4 protein-coding genes are annotated in these 6,454 nt (G+C 67.8%); 2 read left to right on the top strand and 2 right to left on the bottom strand.

The window, feature by feature from the left end; genetic code table 11:
- On the bottom strand, positions 1–906 hold a 906-nt coding region (locus DMB80_RS14980), incomplete at its 3' end, for an LpqN/LpqT family lipoprotein (protein ID WP_111510580.1).
- A gap of 206 nt (positions 907–1,112) precedes the next feature.
- Here DMB80_RS14980 and leuS point away from each other — a divergent pair.
- Both leuS and ctaD read left to right on the top strand, forming a co-directional pair.
- On the top strand, positions 1,113–3,944 hold the full coding sequence (gene leuS, locus DMB80_RS14975) for a leucine--tRNA ligase (protein WP_111510565.1): 2,832 nt from the start codon (positions 1,113–1,115) through the stop codon (positions 3,942–3,944).
- A gap of 70 nt (positions 3,945–4,014) precedes the next feature.
- Positions 4,015–5,772, top strand: coding sequence for an aa3-type cytochrome oxidase subunit I (ctaD, locus tag DMB80_RS14970; protein WP_111510564.1), 1,758 nt, complete (start codon positions 4,015–4,017; stop codon positions 5,770–5,772).
- Between the two features lies 1 nt (position 5,773).
- Here the strand turns inward: ctaD and DMB80_RS14965 are convergent, their stop codons facing one another.
- Positions 5,774–6,439 carry an SDR family oxidoreductase gene (locus tag DMB80_RS14965; RefSeq protein WP_073682353.1) on the bottom strand — a complete coding sequence of 222 codons (666 nt, stop codon included), beginning with the start codon at positions 6,437–6,439 and terminating at the stop codon, positions 5,774–5,776.
- Positions 6,440–6,454: the final 15 nt, after the last annotated feature.

Here is a 6,454-nt window from a genome sequence, read left to right as displayed (position 1 = left end):
ACCCTGCAGTCCCAGCAGCTGCGGCGCGGGGGCCACCGCAGCGGGGGCAGCAGGAGCAGGGGGCGCCGGGGCTGCCGGCACGGGGGGTGCGCCCAGCGGCGCACCGGGCGCGGGTGCCGCGGACGGCACACTCACCTTGAAGCCCTTGATGATCGCCTCGGTGGCATCCGCGGCGGCGACGACCTGGTCGACGCTCGTGGTGACGGCCAGCGAGACCAGGTAGCGATCCGGGCCGACGGTCGCCAGCACGTGCCGTCGCGACGTGTTCAGCGTCATCGCGTTCTCCCGGTACGTGCCCTCGATCAGCGACGAGGGCATCCCGCCGAAGTCGGCGAACGAGGCGTCGGTGGCGCGCCACGCCGGCTGCTGCTGGGCATCGATGAAACCGTGGCTGATCGCTTCTCTGGGGTCGAAGTCGCCGACGAGCTTGTAGACCACCACCTGGGCGTTCGACGAGTAGAGCCCGTTGCCGCCGACGCGATCGGCAATCACCGCGAAGGCGTCCGGCACGTTCGGGTCGGGAATGTGCTGCCAGCCGCGTGGCATCGGCAGCACGATGTTGAGCGCGCGGAAGTCACGGCTGGACTGCGGCTCCAACGTGACGCCCTTGGCCGCGAAGAAGTCGGTGAGCGTGCCGGAGGTGGCCGGCACGATCTGTGGCTGCGGGGCGACAGGCGCGGTGACGCCGGCGGGTACGGCGGTCACCCCCGCGGTGACGGGCGCCACACCCGCGGGGGCCGCGGCGACGCCGGGCTGCGCGATGGTCGCCGGGGACGGCAGGGTCGGCTGCACCGGCAGTGGTTGTGCCGACGCCGTGGCGGTGAGGGCGAGCACACCGACCACTGCGGCGGTGCACGCACCTACCCCTCCTGCCAGAACCCGCCAGCCGCGGGCGATTTCGCTCATCGAGTGACGTCCTCCCAGTCTCTCTGCCCGATTCCCAGACGCCCCGTGTGCTCGTGGGGCCGGGCAGGCGAGAAATGTATCCACGGCGCAGGGCCGGTCACCAGGGCTGGAACCGACCTGGGACCAACCCCTGACGCATCCGCAACGGAACCGAGATCAAGCCGTGGCCCGCGGGGCGGCTGGGCTGCGGCTTATACGCTGATGGCGTGATCGACACGCCGACTTCCGAAGACACCCCCCGCTACCGCTATGCCGCGGAGCTGGCCGGGGAGATCGAGCGATCCTGGCAGCAGCGGTGGTCGCAGGACGGCACCTTCAACGTGGCCAACCCGGTGGGTGAGCTCGCGCCGGCTGACGGGACGTCCGTTCCCACCGACAAGATGTTCGTGCAGGACATGTTCCCGTATCCGTCAGGTGAGGGGCTGCACGTCGGTCACCCGCTGGGCTACATCGCGACCGATGTCTACGCCCGGTACTACCGCATGACGGGTCGAAACGTGCTGCACGCGTTGGGTTTCGATGCGTTCGGTCTGCCCGCTGAGCAGTACGCGATCCAGACGGGAACCCACCCGCGCACCCGCACCGAGGCCAACATCGTCAACTTCCGCCGCCAGCTGGGCCGGCTGGGGCTCGGCCATGACACCCGGCGCAGCTTCTCCACCACCGACGTCGACTTCTACAAGTGGACGCAGTGGATCTTCCTGCAGATCTTCAATGCCTGGTTCGACCCGGCCCAGAACAAGGCCCGGCCGATCGCCGAGCTGGTCGCCGAATTCGAGAGCGGTGCGCGTGAGGTCGGTGACGGGCGCAGCTGGTCGTCGCTGAGCGATGGGGAACGCGCCGACGTGCTGGCCGACCACCGCCTGGTCTACCTGGCCGACTCGGTGGTGAACTGGTGTCCGGGACTGGGCACGGTGCTGGCCAACGAGGAGGTCACCGCCGACGGCCGCAGCGAGCGCGGCAACTTCCCGGTGTTCCGGAAGCGGTTGCGGCAGTGGATGATGCGTATCACCGCCTACTCCGACAGGCTGCTCGAGGATCTCGACGTGCTGGACTGGCCGGACAAGGTCAAGACCATGCAGCGCAACTGGATCGGCCGGTCGACCGGCGCGAGCGTGCTGTTCGGAACCGACGCCGGCGATGTCGAGGTGTTCACCACCCGGCCCGACACGCTGTTCGGTGCGACCTATCTGGTGCTCGCCCCCGAGCACGAGCTGGTCGACGAACTCGTCGCCGCGGACTGGCCGGCCGGGGTCGACGCACGGTGGAGCTTCGGCGGTGCGACGCCAGGCGAGGCCGTCGCGGGCTATCGGGCGTCCATCGCGGCGAAGTCGGATCTGGAGCGCCAGGAGAACAAGACCAAGACCGGCGTGTTCCTCGGCTCCTATGCGGTCAATCCGGCCAACGGACAACAGGTTCCGGTGTTCATCGCGGACTACGTGCTCGCCGGCTACGGCACGGGCGCGATCATGGCGGTGCCCGGTCATGATCAGCGGGACTGGGATTTCGCCACGGAGTTCGGCCTGCCGATCGTCGAGGTGATCTCCGGCGGAGACGTGTCGGACGCCGCGTACAGCGGCGAGGGCGCTCTGGTGAACTCGGACTTCCTCGACGGCTTGGACGTGGCGGCCGCGAAGGCCGCGATCACCGAACGGCTGGTTGCCGACGGGCGCGGGCGGGCTCGTGTGGAATACAAACTGCGCGACTGGCTGTTCGCCCGGCAGCGGTACTGGGGCGAGCCGTTCCCGATCGTCTACGACGCCGACGGGCGGGCCCACGGTCTGCCCGAAGAGCTCCTCCCCGTCGAGCTGCCCGACGTGCCGGACTATTCGCCGGTGCTGTTCGACCCGACCGACGCCGACAGTGAGCCGTCGCCGCCGCTGGCCAAGGCCTCCGACTGGGTGAACGTCGAACTGGATCTCGGTGACGGATTGAAGCCCTACACCCGCGACACCAACGTGATGCCGCAGTGGGCCGGCAGCTCCTGGTACGAGCTGCGCTACACCGATCCGTACAACAAAGAGGCCATGTGCGCCAAGGAGAACGAGGCGTACTGGATGGGACCGCGGCCGGCCGAGCACGGCGCGAACGATCCCGGCGGTGTCGATCTGTACGTCGGCGGCGTCGAGCACGCGGTGCTGCACCTGCTGTATTCGCGGTTCTGGCACAAGGTTCTTCATGACCTCGGCCACGTCAGTTCACGGGAGCCGTACCGGCGGCTGGTCAACCAGGGCTACATCCAGGCGTTCGCGTACACGGATTCGCGGGGTACGTATGTGCCGGCCGCAGAGGTGGTCGAGCGGGACGGGAAGTTCTTCTACGACGGCGCGGAGGTGAACCAGGAGTTCGGCAAGATCGGCAAGAGCTTGAAGAACTCGGTCTCGCCCGACGAGATCTGCGAGGAGTACGGCGCGGACACACTGCGCGTGTACGAGATGTCGATGGGTCCGCTGGAGGCCTCCCGTCCCTGGGCGACCAAGGACGTCGTCGGCGCGCACCGCTTCCTGCAGCGGGTGTGGCGCCTGGTGGTCGACGAGGCGACGGGTCAGGTGCGCGCCACCGACGACGCTGCCGACGAGGACACCCGGAAGGTATTGCACCGCACCATCTTCGGGGTCAACGAGGACTATGTGGCGCTGCGGAACAACACCGCCGCAGCCAAGCTGATCGAGTACACCAATCACCTGACCAAGCAGTCGGTGACCGCGCGCGAGGCGCTCGAACCACTGGTGCTGATGGTGGCGCCGCTGGCCCCGCACCTGGCCGAGGAGCTGTGGTCCCGGCTGGGGCACGACGGGTCGCTGGCGCACGGACCGTTCCCGGTGGCCGATCCGGCGTATCTGGTGGAGGACACCGTCGAGTACCCGGTCCAGGTCAACGGCAAGGTGCGCAGCCGGATCTCGGTGGCCGCCGACGCGGCCGCGGATGTGGTCGAGGCCGCTGCCCTGGCCGACGAGAAAGTCGCGGGCTTCGTCGAGGGCCGCACCCCCAAGAAGGTGATCGTGGTGCCCGGCCGGTTGGTCAACATCGTCGTCTGAGCGGTTTCGGCGTGCTTTTCGTCGCTGAGCGTAGGTTTGCACGCCGAAATCTCGGGTAGGGCGCGTCCGCATGGTCACCGATGCGACCCCGGATGCCGCCACCCTGCGCAATCTCGAAGCCCGTCGACCGTTCCCGGCCCGCCTGAATCCCAAGGGCGCCCTGATCTACAAGCTGGTCACGACCACCGATCACAAGCTGATCGGCGTCATGTACGTCGTCACCTGCTTTGTGTTCTTCTTCGTCGGCGGGTTGATGGCGCTGTTCATCCGTACCGAGCTGGCCCTGCCCGGGCTGCAGTTCCTGTCGAACGAGCAGTACAACCAGCTGTTCACCATGCACGGCACGGTGATGCTGCTCTTCTACGCGACACCGATCGTGTTCGGCTTCGCCAACCTGGTGCTGCCGTTGCAGATCGGCGCCCCTGACGTCGCCTTCCCACGGCTGAACGCGTTCTCGTTCTGGCTGTTCCTGTTCGGGGCCCTGATCGCGCTGGGCGGTTTCCTGGTGCCCGGAGGTGCGGCCGATTTCGGGTGGACGGCCTACGCGCCGCTCTCGGACGCCGTGCACTCGCCGGGACCCGGCGGCGATCTGTGGATCATGGGCGTGGCCGTCGGCGGGCTGGGCACCATCTTGGGTGCGGTCAACATGATCACCACGGTCGTGTGCATGCGCGCCCCGGGCATGACGATGTTCCGGATGCCGATCTTCACCTGGAACATCCTGGTGACGTCGATCCTGGTCCTGCTGGCCTTCCCGATCTTGACCGCGGCGCTGTTCGGGTTGGCCGCAGACCGGCACCTCGGTGCGCACGTATTCGACGCCGCCAACGGCGGCGCGATCCTGTGGCAGCACCTGTTCTGGTTCTTCGGTCATCCCGAGGTGTACATCGTGGCGCTGCCGTTCTTCGGCATCGTCACCGAGATCATCCCGGTGTTCAGCCGGAAGCCGATCTTCGGCTACACCACGCTGGTCTACGCGACGCTGGGCATCGGCGCGCTGTCGGTGGTCGTCTGGGCACACCACATGTTCGCCACCGGTGCGGTGCTGCTGCCGTTCTTCGCGTTCACCACCTACCTGATCGCGGTTCCCACTGGCATCAAGTTCTTCAACTGGATCGGCACGATGTGGAAGGGACAGCTCAGTTTCGAGACACCCATGCTGTGGTCGATGGGCTTCCTGGTCACCTTTCTGCTCGGTGGTCTGACAGGTGTGCTGCTGGCGAGCCCGCCGCTGGACTTCCACGTCACCGACACCTACTTCGTCGTCGCGCATTTCCATTACGTCCTGTTCGGCACGATCGTCTTCGCCACCTATGGCGGCGTCTACTTCTGGTTCCCGAAGATGACCGGTCGGATGCTCGACGAACGGCTGGGCAAGCTGAACTTCTGGCTGACGTTCATCGGTTTCCACGTCACCTTCGGCATTCAGCATTGGCTGGGGGACGCCGGGATGCCGCGCCGCTACGCCGACTATCTACCGACCGACGGCTTCACCGGCATGCACATCGTGTCCACGATCGGTGCGTTCATCCTGGGGTTGTCGATGTTGCCGTTCGTGTGGAACGTCTTCAAGAGTTGGCGCTACGGCGAGCCGGTGACGGTCGACGATCCCTGGGGGCACGGGAACTCCCTGGAGTGGGCCACGAGCTGCCCGCCGCCACGGCACAATTTCACCGAGCTTCCCCGAATCCGTTCGGAGCGGCCGGCTTTCGAGTTGCACTATCCGCACATGGTCGAGCGGATGCGTAGCGAGGCGCACATCGGCAAGCACGCGACCGCGGGTGAGTCACCCGAGGGGTTCGGGCCGCGCACCGAGCCCGATCGCTGACTCAGCGGGGCCGGACGATGACCTCGTGGATGTGCGCGTCGCGGGGCGCGTTGATCGCGTCGACGGTGACGGCGGCGACGGTCTCGACGCTCAGGAACTGCGACGGGTCGTAGTCGCGTCCCTCGTAAGCGATCAGATCCTCCTGCATGGCCGTGGCGATCCGGCCGGGGTGCACGGAGGTCACGCGCAGGGCCGGTTCGTCGGCGCGCAGTGAGTCGGCGAAGCCCCGCAGCGCGAACTTGCTCGCCGAGTACGACGCCAACCCCGGTGAGGCGTTGATCCCCGCGCCGGAGTTGATGAACACGACGTGCCCGGCGGCGGCCCTCAGCGCGGGCAGCAGTTCGAGCGTGAGGGCGACGGCTCCGACGACGTTGACGGCCATCGTGGCGCGCCACTGGTCGACGGTGGTCTCGCCGACGCGGCCGGGATAGGCGACGCCGGCGTTGTGGATCAGCACGTCGAGTTCGACGATCGGCTCCACGACCGCGGGAATCGCATCGGGATCGGCCAGGTCGATCGGCCAGGTGGTCGCCCCCAACCGCTCGGCGACGGCGTCGAGGCGGTCCGAGGGGCGCCCGGCGAGGAAGAGCGTGTGGGTCGGGGCCAGCGCGTCGGCCAGCGCGGCCCCGAGGCCTCCGGCGGCGCCGGTGATCATGGCGGTCGGCACATTCGCACCCTACCG

This window comes from Mycobacterium kyogaense, assembly GCF_003254575.1.
Classification (GTDB): Bacteria; Actinomycetota; Actinomycetes; order Mycobacteriales; family Mycobacteriaceae; genus Mycobacterium; species Mycobacterium kyogaense.
Note: the sequence above shows the minus strand (reverse complement) of the source record. Positions and strands in the feature narration are given on the sequence as shown.

Bases quoted from the DNA above. Each gene is read 5' to 3' on its own strand.
- ctaD (WP_111510564.1), top strand. From the start codon at position 4,015: ATGGTCACCGATGCGACCCCGGATGCCGCCACCCTGCGCAATCTCGAA.